Genomic DNA, 17,454 nt, shown 5'->3' with positions numbered 1-17,454 from the left:
GCCCCGACGACGCCTATCGTGGGAACCGGATGCGCCGATTTTTCGTCCCGTAGCCCTGCTGCGTCCAACGAATAAAAACCCGCCTTAGGCATAAGAAAAATTTGTCACCCGAGCCTTGCCCATGAACCTGAAGTTTCTCGAGACCTTTGTCTGGGTCGCCCGGCTGAAGAGTTTTCGTCTGACCGCCGACAAGCTGTTCACCACCCAGGCGTCGATTTCCAGCCGCATCGCGGTGCTTGAAGGCGAACTCGGTGTGAAGCTGTTTTTGCGTGATTCGCGTGGCGTGAGCCTGACGCCCGAAGGCTTGAAAGTGCTGGACTATGCCGAGCAGATGCTCGACACCATGCAGGCATTGAAGCAATCGATCGAGACCCGTTCGAGCAAAGTCGGCCGTGTGCGTATCGGTGTCATGGACACGGTGATTCACACCTGGCTGAGCCCGTTGGTGGCGCAGATGACCGAGCTGTATCCACGAGTTGAAATCGAGCTGGTGGCGGATACGTCGCTCAATCTCTGCGATCAGCTGCAAAAAGGCTTTCTCGATCTCATCCTGCAAACCGACCTGGTGCGCCATGAAAGCGTGCGCAGCCTGGAACTGGCCAGCCATCCGCTGGGCTGGATCGTCGCCAGCAATTCGATCTACAACCGCGAGTACGCCGATCTCGCCGAACTGGCACAGGAGCGGATCATCACCTACTCGAAAAACTCGCGACCGCATCAAGACATTCTGGCGCTGATGCAGGCCAGCGGCGTGTTGGCGCCGCGCTTGAACTGTGTGAATTCGGTGTCGGCGATTACCCGGTTACTGCGTGACGGGTTTGGCATTGGTGCGCTGCCACCGGTGCTGGTAGCCGAGGAACTGGCGCGCGGCGAATTGACTTTGCTCGGCATCGATAAAACACCGCCGGCGTTGCAGGTGGTGGTGTCGTGGCGGGTGGGGGTCGAGTGGGTCGAGGAGATCGTGACGTTGTGTCAGCAGGTGTTGGCGGGGTATGCGCGCAAGGTGGGCACGGGTTACATCAAGCTGAATATTTAGAAGCAAAAGATCGCAGCCTTCGGCAGCTCCTACAGGGAAATGCACATCCCCATGTAGGAGCTGTCGCAGACTGCGATCTTTTGATCCAGTGCCTTAGAGGCCGCGCACGTCGCGGTCTTCGATCGGCCGGCTCTGGCGCAGGCGCCTGCCGCCCAGCACGACCCAGTCGATCAGCCGGAACAGGCATTCGATGCCGAACGACAGCAACAACGCCCCGCTCATGCCCCAGATCATGGCTTCAGGCGTCAGCAGAATCTGGTAGCTGTAGCCATTCCAGGTTTCCTTGCGAATATCCGGATCGGCGGCCAGCACCACTTGCAGGAAGCGGATGTACCAAGGGCCCTGCATCGCCTGGAATTGCTTATCCAGTGCAATCTGACGGTTGAGCATGGTGCTCAGGCTGTCGGCGTCGCTGCGAAACACAGGGTCTTCACTGGCGCGGTAATGCGCGACCAGCGCCTGAATGTCGCCCTTGAAGAACTGCTCGGCAGTGCCCTGAAACCCGCGCAGACCGGTCTGCGCCTCGATCAGATGCGCCTCGACCCGCTTCGCGTAATCGTTGATGAATCCTGGCACCTGGACACCGATCAACAGGCCCGCCGCAAACAACACCAGCCGTAGATAACTGAGCAACATGGGATGCAAATCCTTATTCGGTCTTGCCCTGGCTTACGCATTCGCCGCGTCGCCACAGGCTCCATTGGCCCGGTTCGTAGCGGGTCCAGGTTTCGTTTTCGGTCAACGGTTCGGTCGCAATGACCGTCACCACATCGTTTGGCGTGGTTTCGGCCTGAAAATCGACGATCACGTCGACATCCTTGAGCCGCGCCGGGCCGAACGGTGCGCGCCGGGTGATCTGTGCCAGTTTGGTCGTGCAATAGCAGAACAGCCAGTCGCCGTCGCTGAGCATGCAGTTGAACACGCCTTTGCTGCGGTATTCGGCGCACGCGGCGACCAGATCCGGCAGCAGCACTTCTATATCGACCGGTTCGGGAAATGCTGCACGCACACGGTTGAGCAAATCGCAGAACGCCGCTTCGCTGTCGGTATCGCCGACCGGGCGGTAGAAACTTTTGATCGGGGTGAAGTCGGCGAGTTGGCCGTTGTGCGCGAAGCACCAGTTACGCCCCCACAGTTCGCGGACGAACGGGTGGGTGTTGGACAGGCAGACCTTGCCGACATTGGCCTGACGGATGTGGCCAATGACCACTTCACTCTTGATCGGATAGCGCTGGACCAGGTTGGCGACTTCCGACTCGCAACTCGCCGCCGGATCCTGGAACAGCCGCAGGCCACGGCCTTCATAGAACGCAATGCCCCACCCGTCGCGGTGCGGGCCGGTGCGACCGCCGCGCTGCATCAGCCCGGTGAAGCTGAAGACGATATCGGTCGGCACGTTGGCACTCATGCCCAGTAATTCACACATGTGCGGACTCTCGGGATTACAGACGCGGCTCGACCCGCATGCGCTGCGGATTGTTCGGTACCGGCGGGCGACCGTAGCGGTCGTCTCCGGCGGCGCCGAAGGGTTGATCATCGTCACGATCGTCGGCGCGGGCGGCGGCTTTGGCAGCTTCAGCCTGTTCGCGGCGAGCTCTGGACGCCTGCTCGATCGGCAAGCGGATCAGCACGTAAATCAGGTAGATGCCGAAGGCGATCATGCCGTACATGAACAGATCGGAGACCGCCCGCCAGGCGTTGTTGCCCACCTTGAACGCCAGATCCAGCGCAGTGATGGCGATGGCCGGAGCGACCATTTCCTTCACCGGATCAACGATAGTCGGGCTGAACAGCAACACTGCCATCAGTACACGAAGTGGCTCGCGCAACCAGCGCCACATCCAGCGGGTCAGGCGCATCCATACCAACAGGCAGCCTACAGCGGCAAAGCCGTAGAGGCCCCAGGCGATCAGATAGTCGTTCTCGGTCATGGTGTCCATGGCAAGGCAGGCAAAGAGGCGCTTATAGTAACGACTTTTCGCCCGCCAGGCTTGTCACAATAGACACACAACCTGTGAGAGCGAGCCTGCTCGCGAATGCGGACGGTCAGTTGAAACATCATTATCTGACCCACCGCTTTCGCGAGCAGGCTCGCTCCCACAGAGGCTGCGGTGATTTCCAGAGCGGCGAAACCCCTGATTCCGTACATTGTCCGAGAGCCTTCCATGCCCCAATCCGCCAACGTCATCAGTGCCCCGATTGCCCGCAAGGCGGCCGGTGCCGACCCGTATGCCTGGCTGCAGGAACGCGACACCGACGCGGTGCTCGATTACCTCAAGGCTGAAAACGCCTACCAGGAAGCGCAAACCGCCGACCAGGCCGAGCTGCGCGAAACCCTGTTCGAAGAGATCAAGGGCCGCATCCTGGAAACCGATTTGTCCCTGCCCTCGCCGTGGGGTCCGTACCTTTATTACACGCGCACCACGGCGGGCGATGAATACGCTCGGCATTACCGCTGCCCGCGCCCGGCGGACGACAGCCTGACCCTCGACGAAAGCCGCGAACAGCTGCTGCTCGACCCGAACGTGCTGGCCAATGGCGGTTTCTTTTCGCTGGGTGCTTTCAGCATCAGCCCTGATCACCAGCGTCTGGCCTACAGCGTCGATGCCTCGGGCGATGAAATTTACACCCTGTTCGTCAAGGAACTGTCCAACGACAAGGTCAGCGAACTGGAATTCGAAGACTGCGATGGCAGCATGACGTGGGCAAACGATAGCCTGACGCTGTTTTTCGGCGCCCTCGACGACACTCATCGCCCTTACAAACTGTTCCGTTATCGCCTGGACGGCACCGCGGCCGAAGAAGTGTTCCACGAACCAGACGGGCGCTTCTTCCTGCACTGCTACCGATCAAGCTCCGAGCAGCAATTGCTGCTGTCGCTGGGCAGCAAGACCACCAGCGAAGTCTGGGCGCTGGACGCCAATCAGCCGCATCTGCCGTTCACTTGCCTGGCGCCTCGGGTCGAAGACCATGAATACGATGTCGATCACGGCATGCTCGATGGCGCGTGGACGTGGTTCATCCGCACCAACCGCGACGGCATCAACTTCGCCCTGTATCAAGCGCCGGATACAGGTGTCGCACCGAGCGAGGCCGACTGGCAGAACCTGATCGCGCACAGCGATACGGTGATGCTCGACGGCGTGACCCTCAACACCGAAGCGATGACCCTGAGCCTGCGCGAAGGTGGCCTGCCGATCATTGAAGTTCACCCACATGGCCTGACGCCTTATCGCGTGCAATTGCCGGACGCGGCCTACAGCCTCTACGTGCAAAACAGTCTGGAATTTGAAAGCGATCGCATTCGTCTGCGCTACGAGGCCTTGAATCGCCCCGCTCAGGTACGCCAACTGATTCTGGCGACGGGCGAACAAACCGTCCTCAAGGAAACCCCGGTGCTCGGCCCGTTCGACGCCGACGCCTACGTCAGCCAGCGCCTGTGGGCGACCGCTCCGGACGGTACGCAAGTGCCGATCAGTCTGGTGATGAAGCGTGAAATGGTCGGCAAACCGGTGCCGCTCTACCTCTACGGGTACGGCGCTTACGGTTCGAGCCTCGACCCGTGGTTCTCCCATGCCCGTTTGAGCCTGCTCGATCGCGGCATGGCCTTCGCCATCGCCCACGTGCGCGGCGGCGGTGAGCTGGGCGAAGCCTGGTATCGCGCCGGCAAGCAGGAGCACAAGCACAACACCTTTAGCGACTTCATCGCCTGCGCCGAGTTTTTGATTCTCAACGGCATCACCACTGCGCCACAACTGGCGATCAGCGGTGGCAGCGCCGGCGGTTTGCTGATTGGCGCGGTGCTTAATCAGCGGCCGGATCTGTTTGGTGTGGCGATTGCCGAAGTGCCGTTCGTCGACGTACTCAACACCATGCTCGACCCGGAGCTGCCGCTGACTGTCACCGAATACGACGAGTGGGGCAATCCCGAAGACCCGGACGTCTATGAGCGGATCAAGGCCTATGCGCCGTACGAAAACGTCAGCGCGCAGGACTATCCCGCGACGCTGGTCATCGCCGGCTACAACGACAGCCGTGTGCAGTACTGGGAAGCGGCCAAGTGGGTGGCGAAACTGCGCGCGAACAAGACTGACGACAACGTACTGTTGCTCAAGACCGAATTGGGCGCCGGGCATGGCGGAATGAGCGGGCGATATCAGGGATTACGTGACGTAGCGCTCGAATATGCATTTGTTTCCAAGGTTCTGGGGCTTGCCTGAGGAACTCCGTCGGTCACTTGGGTCTTAATTGCAGACCCAAGAGGCCGATACCCCACAAATCCAATGTAGGGTTCATATAGCGCCTGAAAACCGAGAAAACAAAAAGACAGCAATGACATGTCAGAACCAACCTTACTGAACAATGAAATCCGCGACTGGCTGATGGATTGCGGCCTGTTCGATCAATTAGCGCCGGCGGATTTTGCCGCAGCCTCCGGCTACTTCAGCATCAGCACCGTGGCTGAGGGCGAGGCGATTTTCCGCGAAGGCGATGCCGGCAGCTTCATGTGCATTCTTCACACCGGCCAGGTCGCCGTGCAGAAAACCGGGCCCGACGGCCAGGTCATTACCATGGCCACGCTGCGCAGCGGTCGGGCATTCGGAGAAATGGCCGTGCTCGATGGCGAGCGACGCTCGGCGACGTGCATCGCGGCGAGCAAGTGTCAGTTGCTGAACCTGGGCAAGGATTCGCTGGAAAAAATGCTCAACGACGCACCGAAGATCGCCGCCAAGATCATCCGCGCCCTCGCCGTCTCGCTGTCCAAACGCCTGCGCATGGCTGACGGCCAACTGGCGGCGCAGCAGATTTAACCGCCCGGGGTTTTCGCCTTGGTGCCGGTCGGCTCGATGCCCGGTACCGGTTGATCCTTGCTTGGCGGGCTGGGCATTTCGATCGGCACCAGCGGTGGGCTGCCACTGCCGGCGCCCGATTTGGGAATGTTGATCGGTGTGATCTGTGGGTATGGCGTCGGCGTTGCGGTCCCGGGCGAGCCGGGTTGCGGCGCCGGGCTGACCGGAATGGCCTGCTGTGCCTGCGCTGTAGTAATCGCGAGCGCGGCCAGGGCAATGACCGTTAGAATGGTGCGCTTCATCAAGGGCTCCGTTTGGCCTTAGTCTGCGCTCAGGCTACTCCCAACGGGCCTGCTTGCCTTCCCCCTTGTAGAGATTTCCATGAAACGTTTTGTTCTGCTCGACACCACCCCGATCCCTGAAAGCGGCGGTGCCCTGTGCCTGTTCGAGTATGGCGAGGATTTTGTCATCAAGATCCAGGGCGGCGACGGCGGGCAGTTGATGAACACGCGCATGCACGGCTCTGAAGATGCCTTGGCCGAGATCCCTTGCCGCAAGGTCGCCGGACGTCCGGATTCGCGGGTGCTGATCGGTGGCCTGGGCATGGGTTTCACCCTCGCCTCTGCGCTCAAGCATCTGGGCAAAACCGCCGAAGTGGTGGTCGCTGAACTGGTCCCGGGCGTGGTCGAGTGGAACCGTGGCCCGCTTGGCGAAAAGTCCGGCCGCCCGCTGCTCGATCCGCGCACGGTGATCCGCCAGGAAGACGTTGCCAATGTGCTGCAAAGCGAGCCGAACGGTTTCGACGCGATCATGCTCGACGTCGACAACGGCCCTGAAGGCCTGACCCAGAAGGCCAATAGCTGGTTGTACTCCGCCGCCGGGCTGAACGCCTGCGCCAAGGCCTTGCGCCCCAAAGGCGTACTCGCCGTGTGGTCGGCCAGCGCCGATCGGCAGTTTTCCGACAAATTGAAGAAGGCCGGTTTCAAGGCCGAAGAAGTGCAGGTCTTCGCCCACGGCAACAAAGGCACGCGCCACACCATCTGGATTGCCGAGAAGCTCAAGGGCTGAGCTAAACTGCGAACATAACCGTCTTTAGTCTTCTGCAAAGGTGAACCCATGAGTTCGTCCACCCCCACCAACACGTCGAAGCTCGATCGCATCCTCGCCGACAATCAGCGCGACAAGGAAATGGGCTACCGCGACAAGGCCCTGAAGATGTACCCGCACGTGTGTGGCCGCTGCACCCGTGAGTTTTCCGGCAAGCGCCTGAGCGAACTGACCGTGCACCACCGTGACCACAACCACGACAACAACCCGCAGGACGGTTCGAACTGGGAGTTGCTGTGCCTGTACTGCCATGACAACGAGCACTCGCGTTATACCGACCAGCAATACTTCAGCGAAGGCTCGCTGAGCACGCCGAAGATTGCCAAGGCGACGCACAATCCGTTTGCTGCATTGGCCGGGCTGATGAAGAAAGAAGACTGATCTTCATGCCCACACTGGCCCCATCGCTAGCTTGCCAGCGATAAGGCCGGATCAGACACGGCAGATATCGAAGCTGCCCGCCCTCCCCCAATCCCCGTATAATCGCGCTCTTTTTCCCGAAGGCTCCCCGCTCGTGGCAGACAAACGTTACAGCTGCATTGGTTTGTACAACCCAAAATCACCGGAGAACGTCGGTTCGGTGATGCGCGCCGCAGGCTGTTACGGCGTGGCGTCGGTGTTCTATACCGGCAAACGTTATGAACGCGCCGCCGATTTCGTCACCGACACCAAGCGCGTGCATTACGACATCCCGCTGATCGGTATCGATGATCTGAAAAAGATCCTCCCGCTCAACTGCGTGCCGGTCGCTGTGGAACTCGTGGAAGGCGCCCGCCCGCTGCCGGAATACACCCACCCGGACCGCGCGCTGTACATCTTCGGCCCGGAAGACGGCTCGCTTGATAAAGAGATCCGCGACTGGTGCGAAGACGTCGTATACATCCCGACCACCGGCTGCATGAACCTCGCCGCGACGGTCAACGTTGTGCTCTACGACCGCATGGCCAAGGGCCTGAACACCCGCTCCGGGCCAAAATTCCGCTGAAGCGTCGCACATCCGATGGAACAAGCTGGCCGCTCTGGCAGTCAGCTTGTTTATCCATTATTCATTGCCTGGAGAAAGATCATGACCGAGCTCAAACGCGTCGAGCGTATCGAATCCACCCCGTTTCAGTCCCCGTCCGACCAGAATGTTCAGGGTTGGGAGCGCATTGGCTCACTGGCCGGCGGCGTAGTGATGGTCGGCAAGGGCCTGCGCCGTGGCGGTGTGTTCGGGTTGATTCAGGTGGCGATTGGCGGTGTGGCCATGGCCCGTGGCATTACCGGGCACAGTTCGGTGAAAAGCCTGTTCGAGAGAAGCCGTCAGGACATGAACAACGTGCGAGCCAAGATCGAGCGCGCCGGTGAAGAACTGAGCAAGCTGAAGGCCAATGCCGAGGCCGCGACCAGCACCGCGACCATTACTGGCAATGATTCGGTGAAATCGCCGAAAGCCGGGGTTTGATCCAGAGTCGTTGATGAGGCTCCCGGCCTCATCGCTGGCAAGCCAGCTCCCACAGGGTTTTGGAGTGTTCACAGGATCTGTGGCATTCAGATAAACCTGTGGGAGCTGGCTTGCCAGCGATGGCGGTATGACTGGAGCAACGCGTTATTGAAAACCCTTGCCCGTTAACCCGCGCGGAAAATCAGATGATCTTCCCAGTCATCCTCTGCCACGCTGCCTTCGGCGAGCATGCGCCCGGACTGGGAAATCCTTTCGTGGTGCACCGCATCTCGGTCGCCGCACACCAGGTGATGCCACAACGGCAGATCCTTGCCTTCGCTCACTAGTCGATAACCACAAGTCGGCGGCAGCCATTTGAACTCTTCAGCCTGGCCGGGAGTGAGCTGGATGCAGTCCGGCACAAACTTGATGCGGTTCGGGTAGTCGCTGCACTGGCAGGTTTTCAAGTCCAGCAGTTTGCAGGCGATACGCGTGTAGTAAACGCTGTTGTCTTCCTCATCCTCGAGTTTTTGCAGGCAGCACAGGCCACAGCCGTCGCACAGCGATTCCCATTCCTCCAGATCCAGTTGATCGAGGGTTTTGCGTATCCAGAACGGTTCGACTTTGGCGGCCATGGCTCAAGCATCAACATCAGGTTGTGAAAAGGCCGCCAGTCTAGTGCCGAAGGCCCTGCGGGCCAAGCGCTGGCGACTGCCGGTTGCCCCGCACTTGTCAGTTTCTGTGGCAACGCGATCAATAACCGCGATTGAAATCCACTTCCCCGCGCAATGCTTCACCCGCCTGATACGCCTTCAAGTTGTCGACGAACAACTGCACCATCAACGCCGGTGACGTCGGTGCCGAGCTGTGACCGGTGAGCAGCAAGCCCCACGCCGTCCAGAAAGGGTGACGTTGCGGCAGTGGCTCCTGACGGCAGACGTCGATCACCGCGCCCGCCAGATGACCTTCCTTGAGGGCCTCTACCAGATCCGCATCGACCACTGCCACGCCCCGCCCGACGTTCATGAACAACCCGGTCGGCTTGAATTGCTTGAACAGCGCCGCGTCGTAGATATCGTGGGTGTGTTCGGTATTGGGCAGCAGGTTGACCACATAATCCACTTCGCCCACCAGTCGCGGCAGATCCGCCATTGAGCCGACCTCGACAAACGGCGCCTGCTCGCGGGCACTGCTGGCGATGCCGTACAGCTCAACGCCGAACGGCAGCAGAAACTGCGCCACGCTCTGGCCGATGTCGCCGGTGCCGACGATCAGCACCTTGCGCCCGACCAGACTCTGACCGGTGCGGTTGTCCCATTTACGCTCGACCTGGCTGACCAGCCGTGCCAGCACTTCACGTTCGTGGCCGAGCATATAGGTCAGCACGTATTCAGCCATCACCTGACCAAAAATCCCCACCGCGCGGGTCAAGCGATAATCCCGGCAGAGGCCGTCGGCGAGCAGCGGTGTGATGCCAGCCCAGGTCGATTGCAGCCATTGCGGTTGATGCCCTTGGCGCAACAAGGTCGCGAGCAGATCCGGCTGTCCCAGCCACACCGGGCAGTCGGCAGCCAGTTGAGCCAGTTCAGCCGAGTCGCCACTGGTCAGCACTTCGAGCTCCGGCGCCGCCTGTTGCAGCAGCCGGGCGTATATCGCGTGGTCGTGTTCAGCAATCAGAACGCGCATCTTCAAACCTTTCGCAAATCGTGCAGATGGCCACAACATTCATCGCGGCCATCGCGTTAAAAACAGTTCCAGGGTTAACGAGGCCCAGAACAGGGCCTCGCCGATCACATTGGGTCGTTGCGGCGCAACAACTCTTCGGGCAAGTGCTCGATGTACTCGTCCTCGGCCGGTGGCATTTGCAGGTGATAGCCCTGCTTGTCGAGGTTTTCCAGCACCACGACGATATCTTCGCTGGCCAGTTTGCGCTCCGGCGACAGCACCAGATTGAACGAGTGTTTCGGCTTGCCGAACGCCAGCATCAGGGCTTCCGGAACACGCTCAAGCTCATCGCTCTTGAGCACATAGAGGTACATGCCGCTGCGTTTCGAGCTTTGGTAAATGGAGCAAATACGTTTCAAGGCTGTTCTCCGGCGGTGGCCAGGCTGTCGAGCAGCTTCTGACCCATGAGTTCGCGGCGCCAGCCACGCAGCGACTCAGGCAATTGGTAAGGACCCTCGGGGTAGCCGCTTTTGACCAGGGCTTCGAGGGTTTTCTTGCGCAGCATCAGTTCCGGGGCGATGTCCAGGCGCTCGGCCTCTGCTTGCCCCAGGGCGCGCAGTTGCTTGATCAGCGCAGCCGCTTCGATCGGCAATGGCTCCGGCACAGCGGGCGGCCATTGATCAGGGCCCACACTGCCAGAGCGCTTGATCAGATCAAGCAGAAATTCGCCGTCCTGACGCACGGTACGCGGGTGCATGTCTTCGATCTTGCCCAACGCACTGAGCGAGTCCGGTTGCGTGCGGGCCAGCGGCCACAGCGAATGCTCGCGGACAATACGGTTGCGCGGCAGGTCGCGGGCCCGGGCCTCGCGTTCGCGCCAGGCGCACAGTTCGCGCAGCACGGCCAACTGCGCACGGGACAGTTTCCACGCCAGTTTGGCGTCGCGATAAACCTCGTACGGATCGGTTTCGCGACGCAGGTTGGCGACCAGCTCAGCGCCATCCTCCAGCACCCAGGCGAACTTGTCGTCAGACAGTTTCGGGCGCAACTGTACGAAAACCTCCGCCAGATGCACGGCATCTTCGGCGGCGTAGCTGATTTGCGTGTCGGACAACGGACGCTGCAACCAGTCGGAGCGGGTTTCGCCCTTCGGCAGTTCGATACCGAGCACTGATTGCACCAGCCGCGAATAACCCATCGAGAACCCGAGGTTCAGATAAGCGGCGGCCAATTGCGTGTCGAACATTGGCGCTGGCAGGCTGCCAGTCAGGCGCAACAGGACTTCGAGGTCTTCACTACAGGCGTGCAGGACTTTTAGCACCGCCGGGTTTTCCAGCAGTGCGGCCAGTGGTTGCCAGGTATTGATGCTCAGCGGGTCAATCAGGTAGGCGCGTTTGCCGTCGCCAACCTGTAACAGGCCGGCAATCGGGTAGAAGGTGTCGACCCGCATGAATTCGGTGTCGATGGCCACGAAAGGCAGCTGCTGCCACTCGGCGCAAAATTGCGCGAGGCTTTCGTTGTCGCGAATCCAGTGAATATCGATGGCCACACGGCTCTCCCTTGAAGAATGGCGCGCAGTATATATCGCCACTGGCGGTTTCCGCGCCTCAACTGGACAAGAGCTTGATGAAATCTCCCGCCTGAAGGAAGAATAGTCTTACAAGGTGAGTCTGCTGGCTCACTCTTTGGCCAACACCCCGTCGATCACCGCGCCACGGCAGCCCGCGAACATGTCCAGATCCTGCTGATACACCGAGCTGTGCACTTCCAGCAGGCCCAGCATCGAATGAAACAGATTGTCCTGGCTCAATGGCTTGTCGCGAGTCATTTGCAGGCAATGCGTGTCGACCGAGTAGGACTTCTGATAGCTGTCGGAGAACCACGCCAGCATGGCAACATGTTTCTGCTGCTCCGGCGCCAGCATGTAAGGCGTGCCGTGAAGGAACAGGTTGTACTCGCCCAGCGACTCACCGTGATCAGACAGATACAGCATGGCGGTATCGACCTTGTCCTGATTGCTGCGCAACACATCGATCAGACTCGACAGCACATGGTCGGTGTACACCAGCGTGTTGTCGTAACCGTTAACGATACTTTCGCGGCTGCAGTTGTTCAGCGCATTACTTTCACAGACCGGGGTGAAGTGCTCGTACTCCTTCGGATAACGCTTGAAGTACTCCGGGCCGTGACTGCCCATCTGGTGCAATACCAGCACGGTGTCCTTGTCCAGATGATCGATAAAACCCTGCAGGCCTTGCAGGAGAATTTCGTCGCGACATTCGCTGTTGGCGCACAACGTCGGGTCTTTCAAGTTGCTGACGTCTTGCACAGTGACGCGATTACAGGTGTCTTTGCAGCCGGACTGGTTATCGCGCCAGATCACGTCGATCCCCGCGCGCTTGAGCACATCCAGCAAACCCTCTTCATTCTTCGCCTTACTGGCGTCGTAGTTCTTGCGGCCCATGTTGGAGAACATGCACGGCACTGAGACCGCCGTTTCCGTGCCGCAGGAATGCACATCGGTAAACGCAATCAACCCTGCTTCCTTGTCGAGTGTTGGCGTGGTGTCGCGGTCATACCCCAAAATGCCAAAGTTCTCCGCCCGCGCACTTTCACCCACCACCAATACGGTCAAGGATTTGCGCGGATGATTCTGCAAGGCAACATCGCGCTGAGCATCCTCGCCGATCTTGACGAATGGCTGCTGCGCAGAAGCGATTTGTTCACGCAGATAGGCGGCCGATGCACCAATGTAGTTGCTCGGCACCAACATCAGGCGCAATTCGTGGTGATTGCGAAACAAGGATGACAAACCCTGGTAGTTGGCCAGCGCCACCCCACCGATGACCGCCACTGAGGCAAAGCTTACAATGACCTTGCTGAACAACTCGCGGTGCCAACGGCGGTAGTCGACTGGAACTTTCCACAGTATCCAGGACGGCACCACACCTAAAAATACTATATAAGCGAGCAACTTTAGAGAGAGCAGATCACGAACTTCGGTGACATTGGTTTCAGCGAAGTTACGCAACATTCCCGCATCGATCAATACACCGTATTGGCTCATGAAATAAGCCACGCTGGCGCTGATCAGGAACAGCAATATCAGTACCGGTTTCAAGACTCGGCGAAACGCCAGGAAGGTCAGCACAATGTTGAAGGCCGCGAAGATCATCGCCCCGAAAGCGACACGCAGGGCTATGCCCTTGGCATCCGCCGAGGTAATCGCGAACAGGTGCTGCCAAAGCACAAAGTTGAATCCAGCTAAAAAAAACGCACTGGCACACAACGTCACCCATTCCGGGCGCACGGCTTTTAACTTCAACATGATTAAGAATATTCCTGAAGAGAAGTGCCATCGCCAATTGTGAAAAGTTCATTGACTCAGACAGCACAAACTTTAAGCAGGCAACCATCAATTTTTTGTGAAAAATAAGATAACGATTAGTTGGTTGATGGCTAAAAGCTAAAACTTGCGAAGTATTTGAGAATGGTTCAGGTCTGGTTCAGCGAATCGCAGGATTCTCCTGCAGGGGGGCGCGAGGTTATTTGATTTTTAGGTGGGGTCGTGGATTTTCTGATTTGCCCCTGTCAGGTGAGTACGCGCCTAATCGTCAGCCTTCGGTTTTAAGGTCTGAACATGGAAAACGTCCGCATCACCGCCCGCCCCGCAACCTGGCTGATGCTCGGCATCGTCTTGGTCGGCCTTAACCTGCGCCCATCGATGGCAGCAGTTGGGCCGTTGTTATCGGCGATACGTGGCGAAATTGCGTTGAGTTTCAGCGTCGCCTCGCTGCTGACGATGCTCCCTGTCATGGCGATGGGATTGGCGATGTTTTTCGCAATGGGCATCAGCCAGCGCCTCGGCGAGCAACGCACGGTACTGATGTCGCTGGCCATCATTGGTCTGGCGACCGTGGCACGCCTGTTTGTTGATTCGGCCGCCGAGCTGATTGTCAGTGCAGTGCTCGCCGGGTTCGGGATCGCCCTGATTCAGGCCTTGATGCCGGCGTTCATCAAGTCGCGTTTTCCCGACAACGTGGCGCTGTGCATGGGCCTGTATGTAACCTCGATCATGGGCGGCGCGGCCATCGCCGCCTCGTTTGCACCACGGGTCATGTCACGCACTGGCAGTTGGCGCGTCGGTCTGGCGATATGGGCAGGGCTGGCGCTGCTGGCATTGTTGTTCTGGTGGGCACAGCGGGCGAATACGCCTCAGGACTCGGCGCCAGCGGTAAGAAAACAATCCTTCTTCACACATTCCCGCGCCTGGTTACTCGCAATCTTCTTCGGAATGGGGACAGCGTCCTACACGTGCGTTCTCGCCTGGCTCGCGCCGTACTACGTTGAAAAAGGCTGGAGCGAACAAAACGCCGGGCTGTTGTTAGGTTTTCTGACCGCCATGGAGGTGATTTCCGGCCTGGTAGTGCCCGCCATCGCCAATCGCAGCCGTGATCGTCGTGTGGTGCTGATGGCGCTTCTCGGGCTGATCATTGGCGGTTTCTGTGGACTGATCCTCAGCCCGCAATACCTCAGCCTGTTATGGCCGTGCCTGCTGGGTCTGGGGATTGGCGGCTTGTTCCCGATGAGCCTGATCGTTTCACTCGATCACCTCGACAACCCGCAGCGCGCCGGAGGTCTGACCGCCTTCGTACAGGGAATCGGCTATCTGATTGCCGGGCTCTCGCCACTGATGGCGGGGATGATCCGCGATCATCTGGGCAGCTTCGAATGGGCGTGGTGGTCACTGACCGCAGTGATGGTGGCCATGCTTCTCATGGTGTGGCGTTTCGATCCCCGGCATTACGCACGCCAGTTCCAATGATCGGGCTAGAGGCCTCTGGCCATGTTTCAGCGGTTTGATTGATGAAGTCGTCTTACTAAAACTTTCTGTCCCACAACTGTCCGTGAAATGTCCTACAAGGCTTTGTCCTGGAACCATCGTTCCGTTAGGATCGTTCGCACACGTTTGCGCGTATTCAGCGCAAGGAGCACAGCGAGACAGTACGGATGCTGAACAGTAACTTGCTTCGAAAACTCGACATGCAGGATCTCATGGTGTTTGTCGCCGTGTATGAGCAAAGCAGCGTCACCGATGTTTCGGAAACGCTGTTTGTCAGTCAGTCCACCGTCAGTTATTGCCTGAAAAAACTGCGCACCAGTTTCGAAGACGAACTATTCATCAACACTCGCACGGGCATGCGCCCCACCTACAAGGCCTGCAGCATGTACGGCCATGTGCAGAAGATTCTTGAAAGTATCAACCTTTGCCACGCCGGCGCCCCGGTGTTCAACCCGACCCAGCAAGCGGTCACGTTCAACATCTGCGCACCGGAATATTTCGAGCAACTGATTCTGCCGCGCCTGTTGAAACGTTTCGACTTCGATGACTTGCCGGTGATGGTCAACGTGCACAAGTTCGAAACTGACGTCCCGGCCGACGAATTGCGCGACGGCAGCCTCGATCTGGTGATCAGTTTCGGCCCCAATTTTCACCGCCACCACACTGACCTGAAATCGCGAATGCTGCTGGAGGATGACCTGGTCTGCGTCTTCGACAAACGCGCCACGCCACTGGAGCCGCGCCTGAGCCTGCAAGCGTTCACCGAGCGGCGGCATGTGTTCCCGACACCCTGGACGTCCACCACCAATATGGTCGACGGTTGGCTGGCACGGCAGGCACAGAAACGCCAGATCGTCGCGCGCTCGAACAGTTACAGCGCCGCACTGAAGATGATCACCGGCACGGATTTCATCCTCACCCTGCCCCGGCGCATCCAGCGTTTACTCACCAACGATGCGGTGTTTAATCACTGTGAGGCGCCCAATGGCCTGCCGGGATTCACCCTCGATATGCAATGGAGCCAGAACGCCGATCAGGACAGCGCCAACGTGTGGCTGCGCGAGCAAGTGATCAAGGTGTGCAGCGAGCTGGAAGCAGGCTAAATGGCGGCTTTACTGTAGGACTCGCGGTCGATATCTAACAGTTCCACACACAACTGCACCTCGACGCCGGCCGGCCATTCGCAAAGCTCCTGCAACACCGCCAGCAGACTTTGCGACAGCTGCTTCTTGGTCTCCGCCGAACGACCACTGAGCAGCGCCAGCTTCACATGCACAAACGCCCGCTCGCCCATGGCCGTGCCGACCTTGAAGGTTTCCACCTTCACCGCACGGCTCTTGATATCGAACTCGGCGGCGAACTGACCGGAACCCACCAACGTGTTGTTTAGCCGGATCAACGCGAGGTCGGCGTTCAACTGCGGCAGGTTGGCGGTGTATTCCATGTGCAGGTGTGGCATGGGGATGCTCCAGTCAGCGGGTTGGGGGGGCATACATATAACACAGCCAGTCGCAGCGCCCTTGTTGGGGTCACGCCGGGATCAGAGGTCTTTCGCTCATGAAAGCTTCAAGCCGCGAGCGCAACCAGCGCTCGGCCGGGTCGCTGTCGACGTGGCTGAGCCAGACCATCGAAAGGTCCAGCGTCGGCGTCTTGAACGGGAACGGTTCCTTGAACAGCAATCCGGAAGTGGCCATGGCTGCGGCGGTGTAGTCCGGCAGGCTGGCGATCAGGTCGGTGCCGGCCAACAGCGCCGGCAACGCGCTGTATTGCGGCACCGACAGCACCACCTGACGGGTACGACCGAGTTCCGCCAGCCACTCATCGGCGAAGCCGCTAACGTTGGCCGTGTGGGACACCAGCACGTGCGGACGCGCGCAGTATTCATCGAGGGTCAGCGGTGTATCAGAGGCGTCGGCACGCAGGATGCTCGGCTGAATGTGCCGCAGCAGTTTGCGCTTGGCATTGGCCGGCAGGCCACGGGTCTGGCTGATGCCGACGGTGATATCGCCGGCGGCCAGCAAGTCGGGAATCCGCCAGTAGTCGACGTGTTGCACAACGAACACGACGCTCGGTGCCTCCTGACGCAGCGCGCGCAACAGCGGCGGCAGCAGGCCGAACTCAACGTCATCGGACAGGCCGATGCGGAAGGTCATGGTGCTCACCGCCGGATCAAAATCGCGGGTCAGGCTCAGCGCCACCGACAGCGAATCCAGCGCAGGCTTGAGGTGGCGAAAGATATCTTCGGCGCGGGCCGTCGGCTCCATACGGTGGCCGACGCGAATAAACAACGGATCGTTGAGCATCGTGCGCAATCGGTTGAGCGCCGAGCTGATGGTCGGCTGGCCGAGAAACAGCTTTTCCGCCGCGCGGGTGACGTTGCGTTCGAGCATCAAGGTCTCGAACACCACCATCAGGTTGATGTCAGCCTTGCGTAGTTCATTGCGGTTCATCCATAGCCCCCTGCTCCCCGAAATACCGGCAGTGTAGAAAGGCCTTGGGCCTGGCGTCCATCAACCTTTGTGCCGCGATGTAGCGGTTCAATGAGATATCGATGACTACGCTCCAGTCCGCACTATTCAGAAACATTCGA

The 17,454-nt window shown here is 59.4% G+C and carries 20 protein-coding genes; 9 read left to right on the top strand and 11 right to left on the bottom strand.

The window, feature by feature from the left end:
- Positions 1–121 precede the first annotated feature (121 nt).
- Complete coding sequence (locus tag H8B20_RS01620) at positions 122–1,036, top strand: LysR family transcriptional regulator (protein ID WP_042558103.1); 915 nt, start codon at positions 122–124, stop codon at positions 1,034–1,036.
- 93 nt (positions 1,037–1,129) lie between these two features.
- Here H8B20_RS01620 and H8B20_RS01615 read toward each other — a convergent pair whose 3' ends face one another.
- Genes H8B20_RS01615 through H8B20_RS01605 form a run of 3 tightly spaced genes read right to left on the bottom strand, consistent with a single transcriptional unit; the run spans position 1,130 to position 2,976 of the window.
- The gene (locus H8B20_RS01615; protein ID WP_115147718.1) at positions 1,130–1,672 is read right to left on the bottom strand and encodes a DUF2937 family protein; all 543 of its coding nucleotides are present in this window, start codon (positions 1,670–1,672) and stop codon (positions 1,130–1,132) included.
- Between the two features lie 13 nt (positions 1,673–1,685).
- A complete protein-coding gene (locus H8B20_RS01610; protein WP_042558101.1) occupies positions 1,686–2,462 on the bottom strand; it encodes a class II glutamine amidotransferase in 777 nt (258 codons plus the stop codon).
- A 16-nt stretch (positions 2,463–2,478) separates the two neighbouring features.
- On the bottom strand, positions 2,479–2,976 hold the full coding sequence (locus H8B20_RS01605) for an MFS transporter (protein WP_210622176.1): 498 nt from the start codon (positions 2,974–2,976) through the stop codon (positions 2,479–2,481).
- A 225-nt stretch (positions 2,977–3,201) separates the two neighbouring features.
- On the opposite strand from H8B20_RS01605, the gene H8B20_RS01600 reads away from it, so the two are divergent.
- Positions 3,202–5,256 (top strand): S9 family peptidase, encoded by a 2,055-nt coding sequence (locus tag H8B20_RS01600; RefSeq protein WP_210622175.1) that lies wholly within the window; start codon positions 3,202–3,204, stop codon positions 5,254–5,256.
- A gap of 117 nt (positions 5,257–5,373) precedes the next feature.
- A complete protein-coding gene (locus H8B20_RS01595; protein ID WP_210622174.1) occupies positions 5,374–5,847 on the top strand; it encodes a cyclic nucleotide-binding domain-containing protein in 474 nt (157 codons plus the stop codon).
- Here the strand turns inward: H8B20_RS01595 and H8B20_RS01590 are convergent.
- Complete coding sequence (locus H8B20_RS01590) at positions 5,844–6,128, bottom strand: hypothetical protein (RefSeq protein WP_210622173.1); 285 nt, start codon at positions 6,126–6,128, stop codon at positions 5,844–5,846. The genes H8B20_RS01595 and H8B20_RS01590 overlap by 4 nt on opposite strands.
- Before the next feature lie 79 nt (positions 6,129–6,207).
- Here H8B20_RS01590 and H8B20_RS01585 point away from each other — a divergent pair, with 79 nt between their 5' ends.
- The 4 genes from H8B20_RS01585 (at position 6,208) to H8B20_RS01570 (ending at position 8,377) form a co-directional block, all read left to right on the top strand.
- Positions 6,208–6,894: a spermidine synthase gene (locus H8B20_RS01585; protein WP_042558095.1), complete on the top strand. Its 687-nt coding sequence runs from the start codon at positions 6,208–6,210 to the stop codon at positions 6,892–6,894.
- 48 nt (positions 6,895–6,942) lie between these two features.
- Positions 6,943–7,314: a YajD family HNH nuclease gene (locus tag H8B20_RS01580; RefSeq protein ID WP_007911336.1), complete on the top strand. Its 372-nt coding sequence runs from the start codon at positions 6,943–6,945 to the stop codon at positions 7,312–7,314.
- 133 nt (positions 7,315–7,447) lie between these two features.
- Complete coding sequence (locus H8B20_RS01575) at positions 7,448–7,918, top strand: RNA methyltransferase (RefSeq protein ID WP_007911337.1); 471 nt, start codon at positions 7,448–7,450, stop codon at positions 7,916–7,918.
- 81 nt (positions 7,919–7,999) lie between these two features.
- The gene (locus H8B20_RS01570) at positions 8,000–8,377 is read left to right on the top strand and encodes a YgaP family membrane protein (RefSeq protein WP_210622172.1); all 378 of its coding nucleotides are present in this window, start codon (positions 8,000–8,002) and stop codon (positions 8,375–8,377) included.
- A gap of 164 nt (positions 8,378–8,541) precedes the next feature.
- Here H8B20_RS01570 and H8B20_RS01565 read toward each other — a convergent pair whose 3' ends face one another.
- The 5 genes from H8B20_RS01565 to H8B20_RS01545 all read right to left on the bottom strand — a co-directional run bounded on the left by H8B20_RS01565 (position 8,542) and on the right by H8B20_RS01545 (position 13,349).
- A complete protein-coding gene (locus H8B20_RS01565) occupies positions 8,542–8,991 on the bottom strand; it encodes a YcgN family cysteine cluster protein (RefSeq protein WP_042558093.1) in 450 nt (149 codons plus the stop codon).
- Between the two features lie 118 nt (positions 8,992–9,109).
- Positions 9,110–10,042, bottom strand: coding sequence for a D-2-hydroxyacid dehydrogenase (locus tag H8B20_RS01560; RefSeq protein ID WP_042561975.1), 933 nt, complete (start codon positions 10,040–10,042; stop codon positions 9,110–9,112).
- 104 nt (positions 10,043–10,146) lie between these two features.
- The gene (locus tag H8B20_RS01555; protein WP_042558092.1) at positions 10,147–10,440 is read right to left on the bottom strand and encodes a YcgL domain-containing protein; all 294 of its coding nucleotides are present in this window, start codon (positions 10,438–10,440) and stop codon (positions 10,147–10,149) included.
- Complete coding sequence (gene rnd / locus H8B20_RS01550; protein ID WP_210622171.1) at positions 10,437–11,570, bottom strand: ribonuclease D; 1,134 nt, start codon at positions 11,568–11,570, stop codon at positions 10,437–10,439. The genes H8B20_RS01555 and rnd overlap by 4 nt, the downstream gene beginning before the upstream one ends.
- 129 nt (positions 11,571–11,699) lie before the next feature.
- Positions 11,700–13,349 carry a phosphoethanolamine transferase gene (locus tag H8B20_RS01545; protein WP_210622170.1) on the bottom strand — a complete coding sequence of 550 codons (1,650 nt, stop codon included), beginning with the start codon at positions 13,347–13,349 and terminating at the stop codon, positions 11,700–11,702.
- A gap of 312 nt (positions 13,350–13,661) precedes the next feature.
- On the opposite strand from H8B20_RS01545, the gene H8B20_RS01540 reads away from it, so the two are divergent.
- On the top strand, positions 13,662–14,846 hold the full coding sequence (locus tag H8B20_RS01540) for a cyanate transporter (protein WP_210622169.1): 1,185 nt from the start codon (positions 13,662–13,664) through the stop codon (positions 14,844–14,846).
- Positions 14,847–15,031: 185 nt separating this feature from the next.
- On the top strand, positions 15,032–15,967 hold the full coding sequence (locus H8B20_RS01535) for a LysR family transcriptional regulator (RefSeq protein ID WP_210622168.1): 936 nt from the start codon (positions 15,032–15,034) through the stop codon (positions 15,965–15,967).
- On the opposite strand, the gene H8B20_RS01530 is transcribed toward H8B20_RS01535, so the two are convergent.
- Both H8B20_RS01530 and H8B20_RS01525 read right to left on the bottom strand, forming a co-directional pair.
- Positions 15,964–16,323: a 5-carboxymethyl-2-hydroxymuconate Delta-isomerase gene (locus tag H8B20_RS01530; protein ID WP_047300084.1), complete on the bottom strand. Its 360-nt coding sequence runs from the start codon at positions 16,321–16,323 to the stop codon at positions 15,964–15,966. The genes H8B20_RS01535 and H8B20_RS01530 overlap by 4 nt on opposite strands.
- 70 nt (positions 16,324–16,393) lie before the next feature.
- Complete coding sequence (locus tag H8B20_RS01525; protein ID WP_047300083.1) at positions 16,394–17,314, bottom strand: LysR substrate-binding domain-containing protein; 921 nt, start codon at positions 17,312–17,314, stop codon at positions 16,394–16,396.
- Positions 17,315–17,454 lie beyond the last annotated feature (140 nt).

This window comes from Pseudomonas sp. P42, from assembly GCF_017973755.1.
Lineage (GTDB): Bacteria > Pseudomonadota > Gammaproteobacteria > Pseudomonadales > Pseudomonadaceae > Aquipseudomonas > Aquipseudomonas iridis.
The sequence above is the reverse complement of the archived record's forward strand: the minus strand, read 5'-3'. Positions and strand labels throughout refer to the sequence as shown.

Coding starts and splice junctions, on each gene's coding strand:
- H8B20_RS01565 (WP_042558093.1), bottom strand. CDS start 8,991: ATGGCCGCCAAAGTCGAACCGTTCTGGATACGCAAAACCCTCGATCAA.
- H8B20_RS01590 (WP_210622173.1), bottom strand. CDS start 6,128: ATGAAGCGCACCATTCTAACGGTCATTGCCCTGGCCGCGCTCGCGATT.
- H8B20_RS01610 (WP_042558101.1), bottom strand. CDS start 2,462: ATGTGTGAATTACTGGGCATGAGTGCCAACGTGCCGACCGATATCGTC.
- H8B20_RS01540 (WP_210622169.1), top strand. CDS start 13,662: ATGGAAAACGTCCGCATCACCGCCCGCCCCGCAACCTGGCTGATGCTC.
- H8B20_RS01595 (WP_210622174.1), top strand. CDS start 5,374: ATGTCAGAACCAACCTTACTGAACAATGAAATCCGCGACTGGCTGATG.
- H8B20_RS01530 (WP_047300084.1), bottom strand. CDS start 16,323: ATGCCACACCTGCACATGGAATACACCGCCAACCTGCCGCAGTTGAAC.
- H8B20_RS01620 (WP_042558103.1), top strand. CDS start 122: ATGAACCTGAAGTTTCTCGAGACCTTTGTCTGGGTCGCCCGGCTGAAG.
- H8B20_RS01570 (WP_210622172.1), top strand. CDS start 8,000: ATGACCGAGCTCAAACGCGTCGAGCGTATCGAATCCACCCCGTTTCAG.
- H8B20_RS01545 (WP_210622170.1), bottom strand. CDS start 13,349: ATGTTGAAGTTAAAAGCCGTGCGCCCGGAATGGGTGACGTTGTGTGCC.
- H8B20_RS01615 (WP_115147718.1), bottom strand. CDS start 1,672: ATGTTGCTCAGTTATCTACGGCTGGTGTTGTTTGCGGCGGGCCTGTTG.
- H8B20_RS01580 (WP_007911336.1), top strand. CDS start 6,943: ATGAGTTCGTCCACCCCCACCAACACGTCGAAGCTCGATCGCATCCTC.
- H8B20_RS01600 (WP_210622175.1), top strand. CDS start 3,202: ATGCCCCAATCCGCCAACGTCATCAGTGCCCCGATTGCCCGCAAGGCG.
- H8B20_RS01560 (WP_042561975.1), bottom strand. CDS start 10,042: ATGCGCGTTCTGATTGCTGAACACGACCACGCGATATACGCCCGGCTG.
- H8B20_RS01585 (WP_042558095.1), top strand. CDS start 6,208: ATGAAACGTTTTGTTCTGCTCGACACCACCCCGATCCCTGAAAGCGGC.
- H8B20_RS01605 (WP_210622176.1), bottom strand. CDS start 2,976: ATGGACACCATGACCGAGAACGACTATCTGATCGCCTGGGGCCTCTAC.
- H8B20_RS01525 (WP_047300083.1), bottom strand. CDS start 17,314: ATGAACCGCAATGAACTACGCAAGGCTGACATCAACCTGATGGTGGTG.
- H8B20_RS01535 (WP_210622168.1), top strand. CDS start 15,032: ATGCTGAACAGTAACTTGCTTCGAAAACTCGACATGCAGGATCTCATG.